This is a genomic window from Streptomyces beijiangensis (assembly GCF_017315755.1).
Classification (GTDB): Bacteria; Actinomycetota; Actinomycetes; order Streptomycetales; family Streptomycetaceae; genus Streptomyces; species Streptomyces beijiangensis.
This window is the reverse complement of the sequence record NZ_JAFLRJ010000073.1, coordinates 1-21,809: the sequence shown is the minus strand read 5'-3', so window position 1 is coordinate 21,809 and position 21,809 is coordinate 1. Positions and strand designations below refer to the sequence as shown.

At 67.5% G+C, this 21,809-nt stretch carries 22 protein-coding genes; 10 read left to right on the top strand and 12 right to left on the bottom strand.

The window, feature by feature from the left end:
* Positions 1 to 30 precede the first annotated feature (30 nt).
* The 4 genes from J0695_RS08370 to J0695_RS08355 form a co-directional block, all read right to left on the bottom strand.
* The gene (locus J0695_RS08370; protein WP_206961233.1) at positions 31 to 522 is read right to left on the bottom strand and encodes an LppU/SCO3897 family protein; all 492 of its coding nucleotides are present in this window, start codon (positions 520 to 522) and stop codon (positions 31 to 33) included.
* Between the two features lie 113 nt (positions 523 to 635).
* On the bottom strand, positions 636 to 1,892 hold the full coding sequence (locus J0695_RS08365) for an MFS transporter (protein WP_206961232.1): 1,257 nt from the start codon (positions 1,890 to 1,892) through the stop codon (positions 636 to 638).
* 78 nt (positions 1,893 to 1,970) lie between these two features.
* A complete protein-coding gene (locus tag J0695_RS08360; protein WP_206961231.1) occupies positions 1,971 to 3,053 on the bottom strand; it encodes an inositol-3-phosphate synthase in 1,083 nt (360 codons plus the stop codon).
* A gap of 56 nt (positions 3,054 to 3,109) precedes the next feature.
* Positions 3,110 to 3,787: a PadR family transcriptional regulator gene (locus J0695_RS08355; RefSeq protein ID WP_206961230.1), complete on the bottom strand. Its 678-nt coding sequence runs from the start codon at positions 3,785 to 3,787 to the stop codon at positions 3,110 to 3,112.
* Between the two features lie 487 nt (positions 3,788 to 4,274).
* Between J0695_RS08355 and J0695_RS45365 the strand changes: the two genes are divergently transcribed.
* The 3 genes from J0695_RS45365 (at position 4,275) to J0695_RS08345 (ending at position 8,419) form a co-directional block, all read left to right on the top strand.
* Positions 4,275 to 4,502, top strand: coding sequence for a hypothetical protein (locus tag J0695_RS45365; RefSeq protein ID WP_307798500.1), 228 nt, complete (start codon positions 4,275 to 4,277; stop codon positions 4,500 to 4,502).
* 41 nt (positions 4,503 to 4,543) lie between these two features.
* The gene (locus J0695_RS08350; RefSeq protein WP_307798499.1) at positions 4,544 to 6,817 is read left to right on the top strand and encodes a transglycosylase domain-containing protein; all 2,274 of its coding nucleotides are present in this window, start codon (positions 4,544 to 4,546) and stop codon (positions 6,815 to 6,817) included.
* 93 nt (positions 6,818 to 6,910) lie between these two features.
* Positions 6,911 to 8,419 carry a glycosyltransferase family 87 protein gene (locus J0695_RS08345; RefSeq protein WP_206961228.1) on the top strand — a complete coding sequence of 503 codons (1,509 nt, stop codon included), beginning with the start codon at positions 6,911 to 6,913 and terminating at the stop codon, positions 8,417 to 8,419.
* 81 nt (positions 8,420 to 8,500) lie between these two features.
* Here J0695_RS08345 and J0695_RS08340 read toward each other — a convergent pair whose 3' ends face one another.
* From J0695_RS08340 to J0695_RS08330, 3 genes are all read right to left on the bottom strand, one after another.
* Positions 8,501 to 9,532 carry an alanine racemase gene (locus J0695_RS08340; RefSeq protein WP_206961227.1) on the bottom strand — a complete coding sequence of 344 codons (1,032 nt, stop codon included), beginning with the start codon at positions 9,530 to 9,532 and terminating at the stop codon, positions 8,501 to 8,503.
* A gap of 101 nt (positions 9,533 to 9,633) precedes the next feature.
* A complete protein-coding gene (locus tag J0695_RS08335) occupies positions 9,634 to 10,752 on the bottom strand; it encodes a lipid II:glycine glycyltransferase FemX (RefSeq protein ID WP_206961226.1) in 1,119 nt (372 codons plus the stop codon).
* Between the two features lie 99 nt (positions 10,753 to 10,851).
* A complete protein-coding gene (locus J0695_RS08330; protein WP_206961225.1) occupies positions 10,852 to 11,169 on the bottom strand; it encodes a hypothetical protein in 318 nt (105 codons plus the stop codon).
* A 266-nt stretch (positions 11,170 to 11,435) separates the two neighbouring features.
* Between J0695_RS08330 and rpsF the strand changes: the two genes are divergently transcribed.
* From rpsF to rplI, 4 genes are all read left to right on the top strand, one after another.
* Positions 11,436 to 11,726 (top strand): 30S ribosomal protein S6, encoded by a 291-nt coding sequence (gene rpsF, locus J0695_RS08325; RefSeq protein WP_159689873.1) that lies wholly within the window; start codon positions 11,436 to 11,438, stop codon positions 11,724 to 11,726.
* Between the two features lie 74 nt (positions 11,727 to 11,800).
* On the top strand, positions 11,801 to 12,442 hold the full coding sequence (locus J0695_RS08320) for a single-stranded DNA-binding protein (protein ID WP_206961224.1): 642 nt from the start codon (positions 11,801 to 11,803) through the stop codon (positions 12,440 to 12,442).
* 43 nt (positions 12,443 to 12,485) lie between these two features.
* Complete coding sequence (gene rpsR, locus J0695_RS08315; RefSeq protein WP_003967857.1) at positions 12,486 to 12,722, top strand: 30S ribosomal protein S18; 237 nt, start codon at positions 12,486 to 12,488, stop codon at positions 12,720 to 12,722.
* An 18-nt stretch (positions 12,723 to 12,740) separates the two neighbouring features.
* Positions 12,741 to 13,187: a 50S ribosomal protein L9 gene (gene rplI, locus J0695_RS08310; RefSeq protein ID WP_206961223.1), complete on the top strand. Its 447-nt coding sequence runs from the start codon at positions 12,741 to 12,743 to the stop codon at positions 13,185 to 13,187.
* A 173-nt stretch (positions 13,188 to 13,360) separates the two neighbouring features.
* Here the strand turns inward: rplI and J0695_RS08305 are convergent, their stop codons facing one another.
* On the bottom strand, positions 13,361 to 14,698 hold the full coding sequence (locus tag J0695_RS08305; protein ID WP_206961222.1) for an MATE family efflux transporter: 1,338 nt from the start codon (positions 14,696 to 14,698) through the stop codon (positions 13,361 to 13,363).
* A 424-nt stretch (positions 14,699 to 15,122) separates the two neighbouring features.
* On the opposite strand from J0695_RS08305, the gene dnaB reads away from it, so the two are divergent.
* On the top strand, positions 15,123 to 16,604 hold the full coding sequence (gene dnaB, locus J0695_RS08300) for a replicative DNA helicase (RefSeq protein WP_206961221.1): 1,482 nt from the start codon (positions 15,123 to 15,125) through the stop codon (positions 16,602 to 16,604).
* 262 nt (positions 16,605 to 16,866) lie between these two features.
* On the opposite strand, the gene J0695_RS08295 is transcribed toward dnaB, so the two are convergent.
* The 3 genes from J0695_RS08295 to J0695_RS08285 all read right to left on the bottom strand — a co-directional run bounded on the left by J0695_RS08295 (position 16,867) and on the right by J0695_RS08285 (position 18,975).
* Positions 16,867 to 17,916, bottom strand: a complete 1,050-nt coding sequence (locus J0695_RS08295; RefSeq protein WP_206961220.1) for a restriction endonuclease — start codon at positions 17,914 to 17,916, stop codon at positions 16,867 to 16,869.
* 128 nt (positions 17,917 to 18,044) lie between these two features.
* Positions 18,045 to 18,497 carry a GNAT family N-acetyltransferase gene (locus J0695_RS08290; protein WP_206961219.1) on the bottom strand — a complete coding sequence of 151 codons (453 nt, stop codon included), beginning with the start codon at positions 18,495 to 18,497 and terminating at the stop codon, positions 18,045 to 18,047.
* A 10-nt stretch (positions 18,498 to 18,507) separates the two neighbouring features.
* Positions 18,508 to 18,975: a MarR family winged helix-turn-helix transcriptional regulator gene (locus J0695_RS08285; RefSeq protein WP_206961218.1), complete on the bottom strand. Its 468-nt coding sequence runs from the start codon at positions 18,973 to 18,975 to the stop codon at positions 18,508 to 18,510.
* Positions 18,976 to 19,122: 147 nt separating this feature from the next.
* Between J0695_RS08285 and J0695_RS08280 the strand changes: the two genes are divergently transcribed.
* Positions 19,123 to 20,364, top strand: a complete 1,242-nt coding sequence (locus J0695_RS08280) for an MFS transporter (RefSeq protein WP_206961217.1) — start codon at positions 19,123 to 19,125, stop codon at positions 20,362 to 20,364.
* A 100-nt stretch (positions 20,365 to 20,464) separates the two neighbouring features.
* Positions 20,465 to 20,890, top strand: a complete 426-nt coding sequence (locus tag J0695_RS08275) for a GlcG/HbpS family heme-binding protein (RefSeq protein WP_206961216.1) — start codon at positions 20,465 to 20,467, stop codon at positions 20,888 to 20,890.
* A gap of 3 nt (positions 20,891 to 20,893) precedes the next feature.
* On the opposite strand, the gene J0695_RS08270 is transcribed toward J0695_RS08275, so the two are convergent.
* Complete coding sequence (locus J0695_RS08270) at positions 20,894 to 21,748, bottom strand: GNAT family N-acetyltransferase (RefSeq protein ID WP_206961215.1); 855 nt, start codon at positions 21,746 to 21,748, stop codon at positions 20,894 to 20,896.
* Positions 21,749 to 21,809: the final 61 nt, after the last annotated feature.

Here is a 21,809-nt window from a genome sequence, read left to right as displayed (position 1 = left end):
CGTGAAACACCGCCCCTTCGTGTGTCTGGGCTACTTCTTGTAGTCCGACAGGCAGAGCGTGAAGTCGTCCTTGCCACTCTCCCGGTACTGCGAGTACTTCGTGCGGTCGCAGTCCCCCGAGCCGTCCTTCTTCTCCGCGACCTTGTACTTGGCCTTCGCGTCACCGCAGTCCACGACCTCAAGGCCGGGGTCGGTCGCGCTGTCCGCGTTGCTGATGCTCATGCAGTCGCCCACCTTGGCGGTGTCGGCGTCGTCGCGGCTCGCCCACCAGCCGCCGGCTATGACCACCACGGCGATGATCGGCAGCGCGATGTTCCTGAACTTCTTGAACCCGCCACCGCGCGGCGGCGTCCCCACCGGCGCCTGAGGGATCGGGCCGCCCTGGTTCATGTAGGGCGACTGCTGCGGCGGGACTCCAGGCTGCTGCTGGGCATACGGGTTGCCGCCCTGGGGCTGCTGGCCGGACGGGGTGGTGGGCTGCTGGGCGTACGGGTTCTGACCCTGCGGCGGCGGTGTGGACATGGTGGAGCTCCCCCTAGGAAAGTGCGCTCAGGCGCGTCGTTGACGCCCGTAAGTTACCGGGCCGATTCGGGGTTTCTGTTACCCGGAGGGGCTCTGTGGCTTTGATGTGACACTTACGCGCGGCGAAAGCGGGTCATATATGCCGCAACCACCGCGTAGATCAGGGCAACGGTGATGACCAGCGGGACCGATTTTCCGTCGGGCGGGAGCATCAGCGCTGCCACCGCCGCAGCCCCCACGAAGGCGACGTTGAAGAGGACGTCGTAGAGGGAGAAGACCCGGCCCCGGTAGGCGTCGTCCACCGAGGACTGGACCACCGTGTCCGTGGAGATCTTCGCGCCCTGGGTGACCAGACCGAGGACGAACGCGGCGATCAGCATGGGGGCGGGCTCGAAGGACAGGCCGAGCGCCGGTTCCAGTACGGCCGCCGATCCCGCGCAGACCGCGATCCAGCCGTACGGGCCGAGCCGCCCCACGGCCCAGGGGGTCATCACCGCCGCGATGAAGAAGCCCGCCCCCGAGACCCCGACCGCGAGCCCGAGCAGGGCCAGGCCTTCGGAGTCCTCCGTGGTCCAGGCGTACCGGCACAGCATCAGCACCATCACCGTCAGCGCTCCGTAGCAGAAGCGCATCAGGGTCATCGCGGCCAGGGCGCGGGCCGCGGGGCGGCGTTCGGCCAGGTGGCGGACGCCGGCGGCCAGCCCTTGTGCCGTGGAGGCCAGGGCGGGGATCAGGCGGGGCTGGATCAACTCCTGGTCGGGTCCCAGCAGTTCGCGTGACATCCGGAGCGAGGACAGGGCGGCGCAGAGGTACAGGAGGGCCCCCAGCAGCACCACAGCGGCGTCGGAGTCCGCGGCCAGCACCCGTACGCCCAGGGCCAGTCCGCCGCCCAGGGTGGCGGCCAGGGTGCCCGCTGTGGGAGAGAGGGAGTTGGCCATGACCAGCCGCCCGGTATCGACGACCCGGGGCAGTGCGGCCGAAAGCCCGGACAGGACAAAGCGGTTGACGGCGGTGACGGACAGCGCCGAAGTGTAGAAGAGCCAGTCGGGGGCGGAGGCGAGGATCAGCAGGGCTGTCCCGCTCGCCATCGCGGCCCGCAGCAGGTTTCCGTACAGGAAGACCTGGCGGCGCTGCCAGCGGTCCAGGAGGACCCCCGCGAAGGGGCCGATCAGGGAGTACGGCAGGAGCAGCACGGCCATCGCCGAGGCGATCGCGGCGGGCGAGGTCTGCTTCTCCGGGGAGAAGACGACATAGGTGGCGAGCGCGACCTGGTAGACGCCGTCTGCCGACTGGGAGAGCAGCCGAAGTGCCAGCAGCCGCCGGAATCCGGACAGGCGCAGCAGTACGCGCAGATCACGGACGACGGCCATGTGGGCAAGGGTCACATACGGAGAGGGTCCCCGGGCGGATTGCCCGGGGACCCTCAACGATCAGTCGGTGGAAGAGCTTTAGCGCTCGACCTCGCCCTTGATGAACTTCTCGACGTTGTCGAAGGCCTCGTCGTCGAAGTACTGGACCGGCGGGGACTTCATGAAGTACGAGGACGCGGAGAGGATCGGGCCGCCGATGCCGCGGTCCTTGGCGATCTTCGCGGCGCGTACGGCGTCGATGATGACACCCGCGGAGTTCGGGGAGTCCCACACCTCGAGCTTGTACTCGAGGTTCAGCGGGACGTCACCGAAGGCGCGGCCCTCGAGGCGGACGTACGCCCACTTGCGGTCGTCGAGCCAGGCCACGTAGTCCGAGGGACCGATGTGGACGTTGTCCTCGCCCAGGTCACGGTCACGGATCTGCGAGGTGACGGCCTGCGTCTTCGAGATCTTCTTGGACTCGAGGCGGTCGCGCTCGAGCATGTTCTTGAAGTCCATGTTGCCGCCGACGTTCAGCTGCATGGTGCGCTCGAGGCGGACACCGCGGTCTTCGAAGAGCTTGGCCATCACGCGGTGCGTGATGGTGGCGCCGACCTGCGACTTGATGTCGTCGCCGATGATCGGGACGCCGGCCTCGGTGAACTTGTCAGCCCACTCCTTGGTGCCGGCGATGAAGACCGGGAGGGCGTTGACGAACGCGACCTTGGCGTCGATGGCGCACTGCGCGTAGAACTTCGCAGCGACCTCGGAACCGACGGGCAGGTAGCAGACGAGGACGTCGACCTTCTGGTCCTTGAGGACCTGCACGATGTCGACGGGAGCCTCGGCGGACTCTTCGATCGTCATGCGGTAGTACTTGCCGAGCCCGTCGTGGGTGTGGCCGCGCTGGACGGTGATGCCCTTGTTCGGGACGTCACAGATCTTGATGGTGTTGTTCTCGCTGGCACCGATGGCGTCCGAGAGGTCGAGGCCGACCTTCTTCGCGTCGACATCGAAGGCGGCGACGAACTCGATGTCACTCACGTGGTAGTCGCCGAACTGCACGTGCATCAGACCCGGCACCTTGGCCTTGGGGTCAGCGTCCTTGTAGTACTCGACGCCCTGGACCAGCGAGGCGGCGCAGTTGCCCACGCCGACGATGGCTACGCGAACCGAACCCATTCCGGGTGCTCCCTGTGTTCTGAGTGGATGAAGCCCTGCTGACTGCAGGACCTCATTTACTTGGTGTCTTCGGACGGATCCGGCGGGGTCGTACCCCGGTGCCGGGGCAGGCCGCCCGCGTCTCCTGATGTGTCCTGCTGAGCAGCGCCGGCTTCGGGGGATCGTCGCTGATCCCGTCCCGCCCGCTCGCTCTCGATGAGCTCGTTCAGCCAGCGCACTTCGCGCTCCACGGATTCCATGCCGTGCCGCTGCAGCTCAAGTGTGTAATCGTCCAGGCGCTCGCGAGTCCGGGTCAGGGAGGCGCGCATCTTCTCCAGACGCTCCTCCAGCCGGCTGCGGCGGCCCTCGAGCACCCGCATCCGCACCTCACGCTCCGTCTGCCCGAAGAAGGCGAAACGGGCAGCGAAGTGCTCGTCCTCCCACGTGTCGGGGCCGGTGTGCGAGAGCAGCTCCTCGAAGTGCTCTTTCCCCTCCGCCGTCAATCTGTAGACGATCTTGGCGCGGCGCCCTGCGAGTGAAGCGGCGAGGGCGTCCTCGGGGGCACTTCCCGGCTCCTCGATCAACCAGCCGTTGGCGACCAGCGTCTTCAGGCACGGATAGAGCGTTCCGTAACTGAAGGCCCTGAAGACCCCCAGCGAGGTGTTCAGCCGCTTGCGCAGCTCATAGCCGTGCATCGGAGACTCACGGAGCAGGCCGAGTACGGCGAATTCGAGGATGCCGGAGCGTCTGCTCATGCTTCGCCCCCTCTGTCCGTCTGTGTGCTTCCGGAAGACTTTATGCCGTGCTGATGTATCGAGTCGATACATCAGCACGATAGAACGACCTTCCGGCTGGGGCAAGGGGGGTGATGGTGAACGGCGTCACATCACTGATTCTCAGGAAGCAACTTGCCTGATTTGGGGTGAACATCGGCACTCGGCAGGTTTTGACCGTGCGTAGTGTGTGCGCCATGCAGACCACAGGGAACCGAGTGACGCCAGGGAGCGTCAGCTGTCTCGGAACCAAGAGGTCCGTATGTCGGGGGGACCGGAACTCAGCTGCCGCTTCCAGGCGATTTCGCCTGCCCGAGGAGTAGTCGTTCGATGAGCGAGCACCGTCGCAAACCGCCACAGCCGCAGGGTGGCGGTCGCGCCGCGGACCGGAGAGCTGCACCGCAGCCCTCAGGCCGCCGCGCGGCACCTACCGGGTCCACGCCCAGTGGGTCTCCCTCCGGTTCGTACGGTGAGGAGCGTCCGTACGGCGGACGCGCCGAAGCCAGGCGTGCCGCCCAGCGGGGTACCGGGGGCAGTCGCAGGCGCGGCGCACCCGACGAAGGACCTCAGGGTCCGAGCGGCCCCGGAGGCCATGGCGGCGGGCGCCGCGGTGGCGGCGGCGGTGGCGGCGGTGGGCGCGGAAGCGGCCCCGACGGTCCTGGCGGCCGCGGTCGCCGTCCGTCCAAGAAGCGGCTGATCGACTATCCCCGGGCGGAGAAGTACGGCTGGAAGCGCTGGATGCCGTCCTGGAAGCTCGTCACCGCGACGTGCGTCGGGTTCACCGGTGTCCTGCTGGGCGCGGCCACGATCGCGTACGCCATGGTGAGCGTCCCCGACATCGCCAAAACGGCCAAGGCGCAGAACAACGTCTACTACTGGGCCAACGGCAAGCAGATGGTCGCCACCGGTGGCGAGGTCAACCGCCAGATCATTCCGTACGCGGAGATCCCCAAGCAGATGCGGTTCGCCGTCATGTCCGCGGAGAACAAGACGTTCGAGACCGACAGCGGCATCGACCCGCAGGGCATCGCGCGCGCGCTCTTCAACATGGCCAAGGGCGGTCAGACCCAGGGTGGGTCGACGATCACTCAGCAGTTCGTGAAGAACGCTCAGCTGGACGACCAGTCGCAGACCCTCAGCCGTAAGCTCAAAGAGCTCTTCATCTCGATCAAGGTCGGCACGAAGTACGACAAGCCGAAGATCATGGAGGGTTACCTGAACACCGCGTACTACGGGCGCGGTGCCTACGGAATCCAGGCCGCGGCCCGTACGTACTACGACACGGATGCCTCGAAGCTCGACGCCAGCCAGTGCGCCTTCCTCGCCTCGCTCCTCAAGGGCGCCACGTACTACGACCCCGCCGGTAACCCCGGCGTCGACCCGGAGGCCAGCGCGAAGAACAACAGGATCCGGGTCACCGAGCGGTGGAGCTGGATCCTCGGCGAGATGGTCAAGGACAAGCGCATCACCGCCGCGGAGCGGGCGACGTACAAGACGTTCCCGGATCCCAAGCCGCTCAAGAAGAACGCGCAGCTCAACGGTCAGACCGGCTATCTGGTCGACCTCGCCAAGTCGTACGTCATGAACAACACCGACATCTCGTCCAGCGACCTCAGCAAGGGCGGCTACCAGATCCACACGACCTTCGACGAGAACAAGGTCAAGGAACTGGAAGCGTCGGTCGAGAAGGTCCGCAAGGCCAAGATCAAGCCCAAGGTGCGCCCGAAGTACGACACCAATGTGCAGTTCGGCGGCTCCTCGGTGGATGTGAAGACGGGGGCGATCGTCGCCATCTACGGCGGTGAGGACGCGACCAAGCACTTCACCAACAACGCCGATGTGACCGGCGCCCAGGTCGGTTCGACCTTCAAGCCCTTCGTGCTCGCGGCCGCACTCGAGTACGGGAAACAGGATCCGAGCGGCGGCAAGCGGACCATCGTGTCGCCCAAGAGCCTCTACAGCGGCAAGAACGACCTGAAGATCAAAAAATACGATGGCGGCATCTGGACCAACAAAGAGGGCAAGGAGTGGCTGCAGGAGAACGATGGCAAGGATTCGGTCGGCAAGGCGCCCGACTACGCCATCGACCTGCGTTACGCCATGATGGAGTCGGTCAACTCGGCGTACGTACAGCTCGGTATGGACGTCGGCACCGACAAGGTGAAGCAGGCCGCCGTCGCTGCCGGTCTGCAGGACGATCCCAACACCATGGCCAGTTCCACCGTCCCGTCTTTCTCCATCGGTACCTCGAGCCCCAGCGCCATCCGGATGTCCGGTGCATACGCCACCTTCGCCAACAACGGCCAGCAGAACGACCCCTTCTCCGTCACTGAGGTGACCAAAGAAGGGAACCAGCTCTACAAGCATGAGCTGAAGACCAAGACCGTCTTCTCCTCAGCGGTGGCCGGCAACGTCACCGATGTGCTGAAGTCGGTGGTCGACAAGGGCACTGGCACCGCGGCCAAACTGCCCGGCCGTGACGTGGCGGGCAAGACGGGTACCACCGACGGCAACAAGTCCGCCTGGTTCATCGGGTACACCCCGCAGCTGTCGACGGCCATCGACATGTACCGCCTGGACGACAACGAGAAGAACAAGGGCCGTTCGTTCCAGCAGATGTTCGGCACCGGCGGCGAGGCGAAGATCCACGGAGCGTCGTTCCCCGCGCAGATCTGGCACGACTACATGGCAGAGGCACTCGACGGCAAGCAGTCCGAGTCCTTCCCGACACCGGAGAAGATCGGCGAGGTCGTCTACGGCGGAGGCCTCTCGAGCCCCGCCCCGACGCCGTCCATCACGCCCACGCCGACCCCCTCGCCGACCCTGTCGATCCCGACGCCGTCCCTCACACCGTCCCCCACTCCGACACCCAGCTCCACCTGCAGCAAGTGGGACTGGAGCTGCAACGGCGACGGCAACACCAGCACACCCACTCCCTCGGCCACCACCAGCACCGGTACGGGCAAACCGGGCAACGGGAACGGTGGCATCTTCGGCGGGACGGGCGGCTGACAGCCGCTCACCACGCCAACTCCCCGGGCCGTCGCAGCACCAGCTGCGACGGCCCTCGGCGTCCGCACAGCGGCGTACGGCAGGATGTGGGCCATGACGAGCGTGCACAGAGACGTCGAGGACGCCCCCGGCCCCCAGGATGTCGTGCGACCGACGCGGCAGGACGAAGTCGCCGCGGCCGGCAGCGAGCTGATCGGCGGACCGGTCGGCCGGTTCGCCCGGCTCGGGACCGGACCCGGTTACGGCTGGCTGACACCGGTGCGGGTCGTGGTCCTCGTGGCGATCGGCATGTTCGCGCTCGGCATGGTGCAGAAGATGCCCTGCTACGACTGGGCCTGGTTCCAGGGCGCCACTTCCCAGTACACCCACGCCTGTTACTCCGACATCCCGCACCTCTATGTCGGGCGCGGCTTCGCCGACGATCTGGTCCCGTACTTCGACCGCATCAACGGCGACATGCAGTACCTCGAATACCCCGTCCTGACCGGCCTGTTCATGGAGGTCGCCTCCTGGCTGACCCCGCACGGCGGCTCGATGCAGCACCGCGAGCAGGTCTACTGGATGGTCAACGCGGGAATGCTGATGATCTGTACGGCGGTCATCGCCGTCTGCGTCGCACGCACCCACCGCCGCCGCCCCTGGGACGCCCTGCTGCTCGCCCTGGCGCCCGCCTTCGCGCTCACCTCCACCATCAACTGGGACCTGTTCGCGGTCGCGCTGACCGCCGCGGCGATGCTGATGTGGTCGCGCAGCAGGCCGCTGGCGTTCGGGATCCTGATCGGTCTCGCGACCGCCGCCAAGCTCTATCCCGTACTGATCCTCGGGCCCGTCCTTCTGCTGTGCTGGCGCGCCGGGAAGTGGCGGCCGTTCCTGACGGCGCTGCTGGGTGCTGTCGTGGCCTGGGCCGCGGTGAACGTGCCGGTGGCCGTGGGCGCGAGCGACGGGTGGACGAAGTTCTACACCTTCAGCCAGGAACGCGGCGTCGACTTCGGCTCCTTCTGGCTGATCATCCAGCAGCGCACCAACAAGGGCCTCGACGTCCCCATGGTGAACGCCGTCTCCGAGCTGCTGATGGTGGTGGCCTGCCTCGGCCTGACGGCGCTGGCCCTGATGGCGCCGCGCCGACCGCGCCTGGCACAGCTCGTCTTCCTCGTCGTGGCGGCGTTCATCCTGGTCAACAAGGTCTATTCACCGCAGTACGTACTGTGGCTGATCCCGCTCGCGGCCCTCGCCCGGCCGCGCTGGCGGGACTTCCTGATCTGGCAGGCCTGCGAGACGATGTACTTCCTGGGGATCTGGCTGTACCTGGCGTACATCGGCAGCGGCCCCAAGCCCAAGGGCCTCCCGCAGGACGGCTACCAGTGGGCGATCATCCTGCACCTGGCGGGGACGCTGTACCTCTGCGCGGTGATCGTGCGGGACATCCTCATGCCGGAGCGCGACGTCGTACGCAAGGACGGCTCGGACGACCCGTCGGGCGGTGTGCTGGACGGCGCGCCGGACAAGTTCGTCCTGGGGGCCGCGGCGCATCCGCCGCGGCATGCCGCACAGCCCTACGAGGGGCCGTACGTGGACTGGGGCTCGGATCCCGGGAAACCGTAGCCGTAAGCGCGCGAAAGGCTCCCCCGGCTGATCCGGGGGAGCCTTTTCGGGTTTTTGGGTTCTTGGCTTTTCGCGTTCGGGTCAGCGGTCGACGAGACGGTCGAACTGCGTCGTCGTGTGCCGCAGATGGGCCACCAGCTCGTCGCCCACCTTCGGCTCCTGCGCGTCCGAGGGCACGAAGAGGATCGACACCTGCATGTGCGGCGGCTCGGCGAACCAGCGCTGCTTGCCCGCCCACACGAACGGCGACAGATTGCGGTTGACGGTCGCCAGACCGGCCCGCGCCACACCCTTGGCACGCGGCATCATCCCGTGCAGCGCCTTCGGCGCCTCCAGGCCGACCCCGTGCGAGGTGCCGCCGGCGACGACCACCAGCCAGCCGTCGGACGCGGTCTTCTGCTGGCGGTAGCCGAAGCGGTCGCCCTTGGAGACGCGGGTGACGTCCAGGACGGCTCCCCGGTACTCCGTGGCCTCGTGGTCGCCCAGCCACAACCGGGTGCCGATACGGGCACGGAAGCGGGTCTGCGGGAACTGCTGCTGCAGCCGCGCCAGTTCCTCGGCGCGCAGATGGCTGACGAACATGGTGTGCAGCGGGAGCCGGGCGGACCGCAGCCGGTCCATCCAGCCGATGACCTCCTCGACGGCGTCGGACCCGTCGGCGCGGTCCAGCGGCAGGTGCAGCGCGAAGCCTTCCAGCCGTACGTCGTCGATCGCGGTCTGCAGCCGTCCGAGGTCCTCCTGGGCGACGCCGTGGCGCTTCATCGAGCTCATGCACTCGATGACGACCCGGGCGCCGACCAGGGCGTGCACCCCGTCGACCGAGGAAACCGAGCGGATCACCCGGTCCGGGAGCGGAACCGGTTCTTCGCCACGGCGGAAGGGGGTCAGGACGAGCAGATCGCCGCCGAACCAGTCCTTCATCCGGGCTGCTTCGTAGGTCGTGCCGACGGCGAGCATGTCGGAGCCGAAGCGGGTCACCTCGTCGGCGAGCCGTTCATGGCCGAAGCCGTATCCGTTGCCCTTGCAGACCGGGACGAGGCCCGGGAACTGCTCGGTCACGGACTTCTGGTGCGCCCGCCAGCGCGCGGTGTCGACGTAGAGGGAGAGCGCCATGGCCGGGCCCGGAACCTTTCAGGTGGCTGCGGTGTATGAGAGGTATGAACGGTCTTACTGGGACATCAACGGGGACATCAAATGGGGTATCAACTGGGGTATCAGCGACGCGACATATACATGTCGAGCGCCTTGTGGAGCAGCTTGTTGAGCGGGAAGTCCCACTCGCCGACGTACTCGACGGCTTCGCCTCCGGTACCCACCTTGAACTGGATCAGACCGAAGAGATGGTCGGTCTCGTCCAGCGAGTCGGAGATTCCGCGCAGGTCGTAGACGGTCGCGCCCATCGCGTACGCGTCGCGGAGCATCCGCCACTGCATCGCGTTCGAGGGCCTGACCTCACGGCCGATGTTGTCGGAGGCGCCGTAGGAGTACCAGACGTGCCCGCCGACGACGAGCATCGTCGCCGCGGACAGGTTCACCCCGTTGTGCCGGGCGAAGTACAGGCGCATCCGGTTGGGGTCCTCGGCGTTGAGGACCGACCACATGCGCTGGAAGTACGAGAGCGGGCGCGGACGGAAGTGGTCGCGCTCGGCCGTGATCTCGTACAGCCGCTGCCATTCGGCGAGGTCTTCGTAGCTGCCCTGGACGACCTCGACGCCGGCCTTCTCGGCCTTCTTGATGTTGCGCCGCCACAGCTGGTTGAAGCCCTTGAGGACATCGTCCAGGGAGCGGTTGGCGAGAGGCACCTGGAAGACATAGCGGGGCTGTACGTCACCGAATCCGGCGCCGCCGTCCTCGCCCTGCTGCCAGCCCATCTTCCGCAGACGGTCGGCCACTTCGAAGGCGCGCGGCTCGATATGGGTCGCCTCGACGTCGCGCAGGCGCTTCACGTCGGGGTCCTGGATACCCGACTTGATCGCGACCGAGTTCCAGCGGCGGATGACGACGGGCGGGCCCATCTTCACCGAGAAGGCGCCCTGGTTCTTGAGGTGCGCCAGCATCGGCTGCAGCCAGTCACTCAGATTCGGGGCGTACCAGTTGATGACCGGGCCCTCGGGGAGGTAGGCCAGATAGCGCTTGATCTTCGGCAGCTGCCGGTAGAGGACCAGGCCGGCGCCCACGAGCTCACCGGACGGGTCGAACCAGCCCAGGCTCTCGGAGCGCCATTCGGTCTTGACATCGGCCCATGCCGGAACCTGGCAGTGACTCGCCGAGGGCAGACTCTGGATGTACGCCAGATGCTGCTCTCGGCTGATGGTCCTCAGGGTCAGGCTCATACGGGGCGCTCCTCGGCAGGCGTGTCTCGCGCCGAAGCCTACTGCGCCGGGGTTGCGCCCCGTCTGGCCGCAGGGGGAGTGGAGTCCCGCGGGGGCTCCCTAGCCGCCCACCACCCCACCGAAGAGACCGCCGTGGGCCATGGCGATGAAGAAACCCACGGCGGATGCGCCGAGGCCGACGATCAACACGAACCGCTCGCGGGTCGTGACCGAGACGAACATCCCGTACGCACCCGTGAGGATCCCTGCGAGCCCCGCCCAGGAGCCCAGCAGGTGCAGGTTGTCGAAGAACGAGGCGGCGATGGCGATCGCTCCGAGCACCGCGGTCACGGCGACCAGGGTGTCCTGCAGCGGATGGGGCCTTCCGTCCGTGGCGAAGAGGGAGGCGGCTGGGTTGCGACGTATTGCCTGTGCCATGAGGCACCTCCTGGCATTGGGCGGCGCAGAGTAGCGCCGCACTCACCCGATGTGTACAGAGTGGCTCCCCTGACCGCCGGATTTCAACCGGAAGCCCCAGTGCGGGTAGTCTGTACGGTCTGCACCGGTGTCTGCCCTGCCCACGACGCAAGCTCCCTCTTCACGGAGGTGGATTGTCAGTGGCGGCCGATACCGTTGCATACGCATCACGACCCTCCTGCCACGGATCGACCGTGGCCGCTGAGTCCAAAGGAGGTGGGTTCTACATGCGTCACTACGAAATGATGGTCATCCTCGACCCCGATCTCGAGGAGCGAGCTGTCTCCCCGCTGATCGAGAACTTCCTCTCCGTTGTCCGTGAGGGCAATGGAAAGGTTGAGAAGGTCGACACCTGGGGCCGTCGTCGTCTCGCTTACGAGATCAAGAAGAAGCCCGAGGGCATCTACTCGGTCATCGACCTGCAGGCCGAGCCCGCAGTCGTCAAGGAGCTCGACCGACAGATGAACCTGAACGAGTCGGTCCTCCGGACCAAGGTCCTTCGTCCCGAGACCCACTGAGCTTCTAGCTCAGTGGTCATCGGGTCCGAGTAGCAGCAAGCAGCCAGAAGCAATCCCCGCCGAGAGGTTCACCCATGGCAGGCGAGACCGTCATCACGGTCGTCGGCAATCTCGTCGACGACCCCGAGCTGCGCTTCACCCCGTCCGGTGCGGCGGTCGCGAAGTTCCGTGTCGCGTCCACTCCCCGCATCTTCGACCGGCAGACCAATGAGTGGAAGGACGGCGATGGCCTGTTCCTCACCTGCTCGGTCTGGCGTCAGGCGGCGGAGAACGTCGCGGAGTCGCTTACGCGAGGCATGCGCGTCATCGTGCAGGGCCGGCTGAAGCAGCGGACGTACGACGACCGCGAGGGCGTCAAGCGCACGGTCTACGAGCTGGACGTCGAGGAAGTCGGCCCCAGCCTCAAGACCGCCACGGCCAAGGTCACCAAGACCAGTGGTCGCGGTGGTCAGGCCGGCGGCCAGGGTGGTTACGGCGGCGGCGGTGGCGGCCAGCAGCAGGGCGGCGGCAACTGGGGCTCAGCCCCCAGCGGAGGCCAGCAGGGCGGTGGCGGTGCACCCGCCGACGACCCGTGGGCCACCAGCGCGCCGGCCGGTGGCGGTCAGCAGCAGGGCGGCGGCAGCTGGGGCTCAAGCTCCGGTGGTGCCGGTGCCGGTGCTGGTGGCGGCTCTGGTGCCAACTCTGGCGGCGGCTACTCGGACGAGCCGCCCTTCTAGGGCAGTTCGTTCCCCCACTTCTTGATCACACAGGAGAGACACCATGGCGAAGCCGCCGGTGCGCAAGCCTAAGAAGAAGGTCTGCGCGTTCTGCAAGGACAAGACCCAGTACGTGGACTACAAGGACACGAACATGCTGCGGAAGTTCATTTCCGACCGTGGCAAGATCCGTGCCCGCCGCGTCACTGGCAACTGCACTCAGCACCAGCGTGACGTCGCAACGGCTGTGAAGAACAGCCGTGAGATGGCGCTGCTGCCCTACACGTCGACCGCGCGATAAGGGAAGGGTGACCGAAAAATGAAGATCATCCTCACCCACGAGGTCGCTGGCCTCGGTTCTGCCGGTGACGTCGTTGACGTCAAGGACGGCTACGCCCGCAACTACCTGGTCCCGCGTGGTTTCGCGATCCGCTGGACCAAGGGTGGCGAGCAGGACGTGGCGCAGATTCGCCGCGCCCGCAAGATCCACGAGATCTCGACGATCGAGCAGGCCAACGAGATCAAGGCCAAGCTCGAGAGCGTGAAGGTCCGTCTGGCTGTTCGCTCCGGCGACGCCGGCCGTCTCTTCGGCTCCGTCACCCCGGCCGATATCGCTTCGGCGATCAAGACCGCCGGTGGTCCGGTTGTCGACAAGCGCCGTGTTGAGCTCGGTTCGCCGATCAAGACCCTTGGTTCCCACGAGATCTCCGTGCGTCTGCACGCTGATGTCGCTGCGAAGCTCGGCGTCGAGGTCGTTGCTGCCTGATCGCAGCAATTGCTTGTAGAGCAGTAGAGAGGGCCGCACCCCAAGGGTGCGGCCCTCTCTGTGTTCGCCCTGGCGAGGCTGGTTTCACGTGCTGTATTCCCGGGGGACAACCCCCGGACCTCCGGCCGGATACCGCAGCCGCCTTCAAGAGTCTGGTTTCACGTGAAACGCGGCTAGCGGGTGGCGCCGGTGACGATCCAGCGGCCCGATCGGGCGCGCAGCCAGAGGGTCACCAGACGGACCGCCATCATCAGGGTCATGGCCCACCACAGAGCGGTCAGCCCGCCGCCGAGCGCAGGGACCATCAGTGCCGCCGGGATGAAGGCGGCCAGTGTCACCAGCATGGCCCAGGCCAGATAGGGGCCGTCGCCCGCGCCCATCAGTACGCCGTCGAGCACGAACACGATCCCTGAGACCGGCTGGGCGACGGCCACCACGAGCAGGGTGGGCAGCAGGGCGTCCTGGACCGAAGGGTCGCCGGTGAACAGGGGGATGAACAGGGGGCGGGCGACGGCGACCAGCAGGCCGAGTACCACTCCTGCGGCGAGCCCCCACTCCACCATGCGCCGGCAGGCCTCCTTCGCGCCCTTCGCGTCGCCGGCGCCCAGATAGCGGCCGATGATCGCCTGGCCCGCGATGGCGATCGCGTCGAGCGCGAAGGCCAGCAGGCTCCACAGGGAGAGGACGATCTGGTGGGCGGCGATCTCGGCATCGCCCATACGGGCTGCGACGGCGGTGGCGATCATCAGGACGGCGCGCAGCGAGAGCGTACGGACGAGAAGGGGGACCCCGGCCTGGGCGCAGGCCCGGATCCCCGCGGCGTCGGGGCGCAGTGAGGCGCCGTGGCGTCTCGCGCCTCGTACGACCACCACCAGATAGGCGGCCACCATGCCGAACTGGGCGATCACGGTGCCCCAGGCGGAGCCCGCGATACCGAGACCGGCGCCGTAGACGAGGCCCACGTTGAGCACCGCGTTGGCGGCGAAGCCGCCCACTGCGACATACAGGGGTGTCCTGGTGTCCTGGAGGCCGCGGAGGACGCCGGTGGCGGCCATGACGACCAGCATGGCGGGGATGCCGAGGCTGGAGATCCGCAGATAGGTCACGGCGTACGGGGACGCGGTGTCGGATGTGCCGAAGAGTGAGACCAGCCAGGGGGCGGCGGGAAGGACGACGGCGATGACGGCGGCGCCGAGCAGCAGGGCCAGCCAGATGCCGTCCATGCCCTGGCGGATGGCCGACTGGAGATCGCCTGCACCTACCCGGCGGGCGACGGCGGCCGTGGTGGCATAGGCAAGGAAGACGAAGATGCTCACGGCGGTGGTGAGCAGAGCCGCGGCGACCCCGAGGCCGGCCAGTTGAGGGGTGCCGAGATGGCCGACGATGGCGCTGTCGACCATGACGAAAAGGGGCTCTGCGACGAGCGCGCCGAAGGCGGGGACGGCGAGAGCGATGATCTCCCGGTCGTGGAGTCGTCGACTGCGCTTCGGTGGAGCGGGGGCCTGTGCCATGGGGATCAATCTAATCTTCCACAGGTAAGAGACGCAATGCTTCTAGAGTCCTTACATGCTGGTTCGTTTCCGCTTCGGCTGTGTGCTGTTTGTCGCGATCTTGGTCCGGTCGGGAAAGTTTTTCTCCCCCACAGCCGGTGGATGATGAAACTGCAGGTCAGATGGGCTAAGCGAGGAGGGGTGTCATGTTGTCCACAACACTGTCCCCCGGGTCGTGCACAGGTTTTGGGGACTTCTCCACAGCAACTGGTCCGTCACCCACAGGGCCTGTGGATAACCAGATTGGCTGACGTCGGCGACAGGCCTACCGTGGACCGTTGCCCGACGCGCCGAAATCGGAGTCGGGCGTCTCATTTGTCAGAGCTGTGCCGTAAGAAAGAGTGGCACGGCGAGGTCCGCGGAGCGGACGGGAGGAGGCGGCCCGGTGAGCATTTCCGAGCCCTTGGACGACCCCTGGGCCGACAGCGGTCCCGGTGACCGTCTGCCCGCCCGTCGGCAGCGCGGCGAGAGCCGTGGCGGCGGAAGCGAGCAGCACGACAGGGGCGGGGAGAACGGTTCCTGGGACGGCGGCGGGGCCTCCGCCTTCGAACGGGTTCCTCCGCAGGACATCGACGCCGAGCAGTCCGTCCTCGGCGGCATGCTGCTTTCCAAGGACGCCATCGCGGATGTGGTGGAGGTCCTCAAGGGCAACGACTTCTACCGTCCCGCCCACGAGACCGTCTATCTCGCGATCCTCGATCTCTATGCCAAGGGCGAGCCCGCCGACCCGATCACCGTCGCCGCCGAGCTGGTCAGGCGCGGAGAGATCACCAAGGTCGGTGGTGCGCCGTATCTGCACACCCTCGTGCAGTCGGTGCCGACGGCCGCCAACGCCGAGTACTACGCGGAGATCGTCCACGAGCGGGCGGTGCTGCGCCGTCTCGTCGAGGCCGGCACGAAGATCACGCAGATGGGATACGCCGCCGACGGCGACGTCGACGACATCGTCAACTCCGCGCAGGCCGCGATCTACGCGGTCACCGAGCAGCGCACCACCGAGGACTATCTGCCGCTCGGCGACATCATGGAGGGCGCGCTCGACGAGATCGAGGCGATCGGGTCACGCAGCGGCGAGATGACCGGCGTACCGACCGGCTTCACCGACCTCGACCAGCTCACCAACGGTCTCCACCCGGGCCAGATGATCATCATCGCGGCCCGCCCCGCCATGGGTAAGTCGACGCTGGCTCTGGACTTCGCACGGGCCGCCTCGATCCAGCACAACCTGCCCAGCGTGATCTTCTCGCTCGAAATGGGCCGCAACGAGATTGCGATGCGTCTGCTGTCGGCGGAGGCCCGGGTCGCGCTGCACCACATGCGCTCCGGCACCATGACCGACGAGGACTGGACCCGGCTGGCCCGCCGTATGCCCGACGTCACCCAGGCGCCGCTCTACATCGACGACTCCCCGAACCTGTCGATGATGGAGATCCGCGCCAAGTGCCGCAGGCTCAAGCAGCGCGCCGGTATCAAGCTCGTGGTCATCGACTATCTGCAGCTCATGCAGGCGGGCGGATCCAAGCGGTCCGAGAGCCGTCAGCAGGAAGTCTCCGACATGTCGCGAAACCTGAAGCTCCTGGCCAAGGAGCTGGAGGTGCCGGTGGTCGCGCTCTCCCAGCTGAACCGTGGCCCCGAGCAGCGCACCGACAAGAAGCCGATGGTCTCCGACCTGCGTGAATCCGGTTCGATCGAGCAGGACGCCGACATGGTGATCCTGCTGCACCGCGAGGATGCGTACGAGAAGGAGTCGCCGCGCGCCGGCGAGGCGGACATCATCGTGGGCAAGCACCGTAACGGTCCGACGGCGACGATCACGGTCGCGTTCCAGGGCCACTACTCGCGCTTCGTGGACATGGCTCAGACCTGATCGGGGCCGCGAGCGCTCTGACGGCCTCGGCGGCCATGGCCATTTGGCTGGCGTTGCCGACCGGGTTCTCGCCGGGGAGCCGTACTGATCGGTCGCGGCCGGACTCCGCCGCCGGTCGGGGCAGCGCTGCGCGACGGGCAGCTGGTGTGGTCGGGTGCGCGGTGCCCCGCGGCGTGGACGAGGGGCTGCGGTAGGGTGCGCGAAGGGCCCGAAGCCGCAACTTTTCCTTGCGACTTCGGGCCCGATTTGCTTGTTGGAGTGACTAGTTGAGCTGGTGCGGGGTGACGCCGTCGTTCCACTCCTTCAGGAGCCCGCGGTGGACCGCGGTGACCTGGTGGCGGGCGGCGAGGAGCGTCGCGTCGCGGGTGAATCCACAGGTGGCGACGAGCAGGGCGACTTCGGCGCGGTAGTCGAGCTTGGCCATGCCGATGAACTGCTGGACATCGCCGCTGGTGATCTGGCGGCCGGGGTTGCGGGACTTGCACTGGATGACGATGCGGCGGCCGTCGGGGGTGAAGGCGATGATATCGGCGCCGGTGTCGCCGTTCCCGCCGGTGACGGTGACCTGGTGACAGCCGTCGCGGCGGCAGAGCCACGCGATGTGCTGCTCGAACTGGTAGGGGTTCATGGCGTCGATGGCACCCATCGAACCGGCCGACTCGCGCTCGCGGAGAATGCGGCCGAGGCGGGTGACTTCAGTGGTGAGGGCGTCGATCCGGGTGCGCTGCTCGGTGTCGTTGGCTATGGCGATGTTGAGGAGGGGGAGGACCGCGCGCTGGACTGCGCCGGTGACGGCGTGCTCCAAGAGACTGCCGATCGCGGGGTTGCCGCCTGTCGAGGTGTGCTGGGCGACGGTGTCCGTGATGCGCTGGTCGAGCCATTCCGCAAGGCTGTGGAAAACCTTGTCCACAGGCTTCAGGCGCTGGGCCTGCTCTCCGTCGAGCAGGCTCGTACGTACCTGACGTGCGACGATGCTGTCGCGGAGGAGCATGGCGACGTTGAGTACGGTCCGCCTGGTGAACAGGGCGACCTGGCTCGTGAACCGGTCCACGGAGGCTAGTGCCTTCAAGGCACGAACCTCTTCGGGGGTGGCCAGCCGGTATCCGTTCGACTCCAGCTCCTCGCGGTGGTCGGTCACCATGTTGCGGATGGCTGCTTCGGCCACCTCGAAGTATTCGGCGACGTCCTTCGTCGTGAGGTGCAGCCCCTCCGGCGCAATCCGCAGTTGCTTGACCTTGTCGAGCACTTCCGTGCGCTCCGCCGCCTCGTCGCGCAGGCTCCTGGATTCCAGGAGCGCGGCTTCGTTCACCATGCGGATCTTCTCCCCTCGGCCCCAAGGGCCGGTAAGCATGGGCGAGTTCTGGACTATGAACCGCCTCTTGCTGAGGGCAACGAGACAAATCCGATAAAGGTACGGCTTGTTGGGAAACCTGTTCGAGTTCAGAGCTGGAGCTTGAATCCCAGGTGGGAGGCGGTGAAGCCGAGCCGCTCGTAGAAGCGGTGGGCGTCGGTCCGGGTCGCGTCCGAGGTCAGCTGGACCAACTGGCAGCCCTGCAGCCGGGATTCGGCGACGGCCCACTCGATGAGCTGGGTGCCGAGGCCGCTGCCGCGTTCGCCGGAGTGGATGCGTACGCCTTCGACGATCGAGCGGACGGCGCCGCGACGCGAGAGGCCGGGGATCACGGTGAGCTGCAGGGTGCCGACGACCCGGCCGTCGCGGACGGCGACGACCAGGTGCTGGTTCGGGTCCGCCGCGAGCCGCTGGAAGGCGCTCTCGTAGGGGACGAGGTCGTCCGGGGACTCGCGCTGCGCGCCGAGCGGGTCGTCGGCGAGCAGCGCCACGATCGCCGGGATGTCGTCGTGGGCCGCGGGGCGTATCTCCAGGTCGCTCATGGTCTGGAGGTTATACGGCGGGGGCGGGGGCCTTCAGCTCTTCGACCGCCCGGACCAGGGGGGCCAGTTCAGGGTTCCTTGCGGCCTCGTCGAGGGCCTCGCGCAGCGCCGCGTCGTTGGTGGGGCGCGCTTGGTCGAGCAGGGCGAGGCCGGCCTCGGTGACATCGGTGTAGATGCCGCGGCGGTCGGTGTCGCACAGGTAGCGCGTCAGCAGGTGCCGGTCCTCCAGGCGCGTGACCAGGCGGGTCGTGGCGCTCTGGCTGAGGACGACGGCGTCGGCTACCTGCTTCATCTGGAGGTGGCCGCCGGGGCCGCTGTGCTGCCGGCTCAGGACGTCGAGCAGCGAGTACTCGCGCACGCTCAGCCCGTGTCCGGACTGGAGGGCCTTCTCGATGTGGGCGTCGATGCGGCCGTGCAGCAGGGAGAGGGCGCACCAGCCCTGGGAAAGGGCGATGAGTGCGGGGTCGGTGGCTGTCATGGGGGTTTTCTCCTCCTCCGTGCCGGAGCGGCTGGAATCCAGGATAGAGCACGAGCGCAATAGCCCGCGTTTGCATTTAGTAGGCGTCTGCAAGTATTGTCTCTGCATGTAAGGCGCTCGTGCAATCTTCTGGGAAGGTGAAACCCCATGCCACTCGCGCTCCTCGCCCTCGCCATCGGGGCGTTCGGTATCGGAACCACCGAGTTCGTGATCATGGGGCTGATGCCGCAGATCGCGGACACCTTCCAGGTCTCGATCCCGACGGCCGGATTCCTCGTCACGGGGTACGCGCTCGGTGTCGTCGCCGGCGCACCGCTGATGACCGCCCTCGGTACCCGCATCTCCCGCAAGAAGATGCTGATGCTGCTGATGGGCCTCTTCATCATCGGCAACGTCGTCTCGGCACTCGCGCCCGTCTTCGGCGTCATGCTCGCCGGCCGGATTGTCGCTTCCCTGGCCCACGGTGCCTTCTTCGGCATCGGCTCGGTGGTCGCGGCCGATCTGGTCGCCCCCGAGAAGAAGGCCGGGGCCATCGCCACGATGTTCACCGGTCTGACCCTGGCCAATGTCATCGGCGTACCCCTCGGCACGCTCATCGGACAGGACATCGGCTGGCGGCTGACGTTCCTGATCGTCGCCGCGCTCGGCGTACTCGGACTGCTGGGTGTCGCCAAGCTCATCCCCGAGCAGCCCAGGCCGGAGGGTGTGCGTCTGCGCCATGAGATCGCGGCCTTCCGCAATGTGCAGGTGCTGCTCGCCATGGCGATGACGGTGCTCGGTTTCGGCGGGGTCTTCGCCGCGATCACGTACATCTCGCCGATGATGACCAACGTCGCAGGATTCTCGGAGTCGTCAGTCACCTGGCTGCTCGTTCTCTTCGGACTCGGCATGGTCGCGGGCAACCTCATCGGCGGGAAGTTCGCCGACCGTGCGCTGATGCCGATGCTGTACGTGTCCCTGGGCGGTCTCGCCCTGGTCCTGGCCCTCTTCACGGTCACCGCGCACCACCAGATCGCGTCCGCCGTCACGATCTTCCTGATCGGCGGCCTCGGCTTCGCGACCGTACCGCCGCTGCAGAAGCGGGTACTCGACCAGGCAGCCGGGGCGCCGACTCTGGCCTCTGCCGTGAACATCGGCGCCTTCAACCTCGGCAACGCGCTCTCCGCCTGGCTCGGCGGGATCGTCATCGCGGCCGGGCTCGGCTACACCGCGCCCAACTGGGTCGGAGCAGTACTCGCCGCCTCGGCGCTGGTGCTGGCCGTCGTCTCCAGCGGACTCGAGCGGCGGACCGTCTCCCGGAGCCGGACCGTCGCCGGTGCGGCCGCTGCACCCGCCGCAGCCACTGCACCTGCCGCGACCGAGCAGGCCGCAGTGCCCACCCACCACTGATCCACCATTCGCTGATCCACCACTCGCTGATCCGGCACTCACGGATTCGGCATTCACGGATTCACGTGAAACATCCACACCCCCGTAAGGAGCACCACCCATGAGCACCACCATCGTTGCTGTCGCCCCGCTGACCATCCAGGACGCCGAAGCCCTCGTCGAGGCGGCCCGTACGGCAGCCGAGGCCGCCGGTGTTTCCGCCGCCGTCACCGTCCTGGACGCGGGCGGGCACCTGCTGGCCTTCCGCCGGGACGACCGCGCCGTACTGATCGCCGGTGAGACCAGCACGCGCAAGGCGTACACCGCCCTGCAGTTGAACGCGCCGACGGCCGATCTGGTGGACGCGGTCCAGCCGGGCGGGATCTTCCACACGCTGCCCACCGCGCTCGACCGTCCGCTGCTGTTCATCGCCGGCGGGGTCCCGGTGCACCGGGACGGCCGGCTGATCGGGGCGGTCGGTGTCGGCGGCGGGGCGCCGGAGCAGGACCATGGCTTCGCCTCCGCGGCAGCCAAGGCGCTGGTCTAGAGGTCAGCCCGCCGCGACCGTCAGGGGAGTGAAGCGGCGGGTCCAGTCACCCGGGAGGCCGGGGATCCCGTAGGTCATCACCGCGTTGAAGGAGACCGGCTCCAAGCCGTTCTCCTTCAGCCAGTTCAGGAGTTCCTCGTGGCGTACGTCGACGTCCGTACGGAACGCGCGGTCCGTGCCCTCGGCCAGGGAGGAGACCAGCGCCTTGGCCGTCTCCGTGTCCCGGGCGATCAGCGGGCCGATGACCTGGGTGTCCATATTGGGCCAGGCCGCCGCGTAGCCGGTGATGCCGTCGGCGTCCTGTGCGACGCGGAGCTGGTCGGCGAAGGCAGGCAGCCGGGCGAGCACATGGGTGCGGTCGCCCCCGAAGACCTCGGCGTCCAGGCGCAGGATCGCGGGCAGATCGCCGGCCGTGGCCGGGCGCGTGGCGACCGTGGGGGCCGGTCCCGACGGTCGGAAATGACCCCGGACCATCTCGGCCCGCCCCGTTGTCTCGAAGCCGAGCTCTTCGTAGAGGGGGCGCCCGTACGGGGTGGCATGGAGGGTGAGCGGGGTGCCGGAGTGCTCCGCGAGCACATGCTTCATCAACCGGCGCCCCACCCCCTGACGGGCGTGGCGCTCGGCCACCAGCACCATTCCGATGGCCGCCAGTCCGGTGCCGTACGAGGTCACCACGCAGGCGGTGGCCAGGCCCTTGCCCGCCGGATCGTCGATTCCGTAACCGATGCCCGCCGCGAGCAGCAGTCCCCACTTGTATTCCTCGCGCGGCCAGCCGCGGTCTTCGGAGAGGTCGGCGCAGGAGATGAGGTCACCGGGTGTCAGTCGGCGAATGGGGAGCTCGGTGAGCGATGAAGGCATGAGGGTCAGGCTGGTGGATGCGGCGGTACCGCGTCCACCGCTTTCCGGGCGGGAGGCCGGG

Coding starts and splice junctions, on each gene's coding strand:
- J0695_RS08370 (WP_206961233.1), bottom strand. CDS start 522: ATGTCCACACCGCCGCCGCAGGGTCAGAACCCGTACGCCCAGCAGCCC.
- J0695_RS08365 (WP_206961232.1), bottom strand. CDS start 1,892: ATGGCCGTCGTCCGTGATCTGCGCGTACTGCTGCGCCTGTCCGGATTC.
- J0695_RS08360 (WP_206961231.1), bottom strand. CDS start 3,053: ATGGGTTCGGTTCGCGTAGCCATCGTCGGCGTGGGCAACTGCGCCGCC.
- J0695_RS08355 (WP_206961230.1), bottom strand. CDS start 3,787: ATGAGCAGACGCTCCGGCATCCTCGAATTCGCCGTACTCGGCCTGCTC.
- J0695_RS08350 (WP_307798499.1), top strand. CDS start 4,544: ATGCCGTCCTGGAAGCTCGTCACCGCGACGTGCGTCGGGTTCACCGGT.
- J0695_RS08345 (WP_206961228.1), top strand. CDS start 6,911: ATGACGAGCGTGCACAGAGACGTCGAGGACGCCCCCGGCCCCCAGGAT.
- J0695_RS08340 (WP_206961227.1), bottom strand. CDS start 9,532: ATGGCGCTCTCCCTCTACGTCGACACCGCGCGCTGGCGGGCGCACCAG.
- J0695_RS08335 (WP_206961226.1), bottom strand. CDS start 10,752: ATGAGCCTGACCCTGAGGACCATCAGCCGAGAGCAGCATCTGGCGTAC.
- J0695_RS08330 (WP_206961225.1), bottom strand. CDS start 11,169: ATGGCACAGGCAATACGTCGCAACCCAGCCGCCTCCCTCTTCGCCACG.
- rpsF (WP_159689873.1), top strand. CDS start 11,436: ATGCGTCACTACGAAATGATGGTCATCCTCGACCCCGATCTCGAGGAG.
- J0695_RS08320 (WP_206961224.1), top strand. CDS start 11,801: ATGGCAGGCGAGACCGTCATCACGGTCGTCGGCAATCTCGTCGACGAC.
- rpsR (WP_003967857.1), top strand. CDS start 12,486: ATGGCGAAGCCGCCGGTGCGCAAGCCTAAGAAGAAGGTCTGCGCGTTC.
- rplI (WP_206961223.1), top strand. CDS start 12,741: ATGAAGATCATCCTCACCCACGAGGTCGCTGGCCTCGGTTCTGCCGGT.
- J0695_RS08305 (WP_206961222.1), bottom strand. CDS start 14,698: ATGGCACAGGCCCCCGCTCCACCGAAGCGCAGTCGACGACTCCACGAC.
- J0695_RS08295 (WP_206961220.1), bottom strand. CDS start 17,916: ATGGTGAACGAAGCCGCGCTCCTGGAATCCAGGAGCCTGCGCGACGAG.
- J0695_RS08290 (WP_206961219.1), bottom strand. CDS start 18,497: ATGAGCGACCTGGAGATACGCCCCGCGGCCCACGACGACATCCCGGCG.
- J0695_RS08285 (WP_206961218.1), bottom strand. CDS start 18,975: ATGACAGCCACCGACCCCGCACTCATCGCCCTTTCCCAGGGCTGGTGC.
- J0695_RS08280 (WP_206961217.1), top strand. CDS start 19,123: ATGCCACTCGCGCTCCTCGCCCTCGCCATCGGGGCGTTCGGTATCGGA.
- J0695_RS08275 (WP_206961216.1), top strand. CDS start 20,465: ATGAGCACCACCATCGTTGCTGTCGCCCCGCTGACCATCCAGGACGCC.
- J0695_RS08270 (WP_206961215.1), bottom strand. CDS start 21,748: ATGCCTTCATCGCTCACCGAGCTCCCCATTCGCCGACTGACACCCGGT.